Origin of the sequence: Paraburkholderia sp. UCT2 (assembly GCF_014397665.1) — a bacterium.
Classification (GTDB): Bacteria; Pseudomonadota; Gammaproteobacteria; order Burkholderiales; family Burkholderiaceae; genus Paraburkholderia; species Paraburkholderia tuberum.
In genome coordinates this window covers 1-1457 of record NZ_VZQO01000126.1, presented here as the reverse complement: position 1 = coordinate 1457, position 1457 = coordinate 1, and the positions used below count along the sequence as shown (strand labels likewise).

Sequence of the window (1457 nt, the reverse complement as noted above, 5' to 3'; positions counted from 1 at the left end):
GATGCGGATGCTGATGCGGATGCTGACGCGGATGCGGATGCGGATGCGGATGCGGATGCGGATGCCGACGCGGATGCCGACGCGGATGCGGATGCGGACGCCGATGCTGATGCTGATGCTGATGCTGATGCTGATGCTGATGCTGATGCCGATGCCGATGCCGATGCCGATGCCGATGCCGATGCCGATGCCGACGCGGATGCGGATGCGGACGCGGACGCGGATGCTGATGCGGATGCTGATGCTGACGCTGACGCTGACGCTGACGCGGATGCGGATGCGGATGCGGATGCGGATGCTGACGCCGATGCGGATGCGGATGCTGACGCCGATGCGGATGCCGATGCTGACGCTGACGCTGACGCGGATGCGGATGCGGACGCGGATGCGGACGCGGATGCTGACGCCGATGCCGATGCCGATGCCGATGCCGATGCTGATGCTGATGCCGATGCGGATGCGGATGCGGATGCTGACGCGGATGCTGACGCGGATGCGGATGCGGATGCTGACGCCGACGCGGATGCCGACGCGGATGCCGACGCGGATGCGGATGCTGACGCCGATGCTGATGCTGATGCTGATGCTGATGCCGATGCCGATGCCGATGCCGATGCCGATGCCGATGCGGACGCTGATGCCGATGCGGATGCTGATGCCGATGCGGATGCTGACGCTGATGCCGATGCGGATGCTGACGCGGATGCTGACGCTGATGCGGATGCTGACGCGGATGCTGACGCGGATGCCGATGCGGATGCGGATGCGGATGCTGACGCGGATGCGGATGCGGATGCGGATGCGGATGCGGATGCGGATGCAGATTCCGATGCGGATGCGGATGCGGATGCGGATGCCGACGCTGATGCGGATGCGGATGCGGACGCCGATGCGGATGCTGATGCCGACGCGGATGCTGACGCGGATGCCGATGCCGATGCCGATGCCGATGCTGACGCGGATGCGGATGCGGATGCGGATGCGGATGCTGACGCCGATGCGGATGCTGACGCCGATGCGGATGCCGATGCTGACGCGGATGCGGATGCTGACGCGGATGCTGATGCTGACGCCGATGCGGACGCGGACGCTGATGCGGATGCGGATGCGGACGCTGACGCTGACGCTGATGCCGATGCCGATGCTGATGCTGACGCGGATGCGGATGCGGATGTTGATGCGCCGGACCAGCCAGTCATTGGCGAAGCGATTGACGACGAAGGTCCGATCCAGGGACCGGTGGGCAATGGCGAGAGCACGGACGACACGACGCCGACGCTGGTGGGCAAGGGTGAACCGGGCGACACGATCATCGTGATCGACAACGGCACGCCGGTTGGCGAGACGCAGGTCGACGAGGACGGCAACTGGAGCTTCACGCCTGATACGCCGCTGGAAGAAGGCGAGCACGAGTTCACGGTGGTGGAGCGTGATCCCGCGGGCAACGAAAGCAAGCC

1 protein-coding gene is annotated in these 1457 nt (G+C 65.5%); it reads right to left on the bottom strand.

Annotated features, from left to right (window positions below):
• The coding region (locus F6X39_RS36025) for a hypothetical protein (RefSeq protein ID WP_187620140.1) at positions 1 to 1457 on the bottom strand (1457 nt) is incomplete at both ends.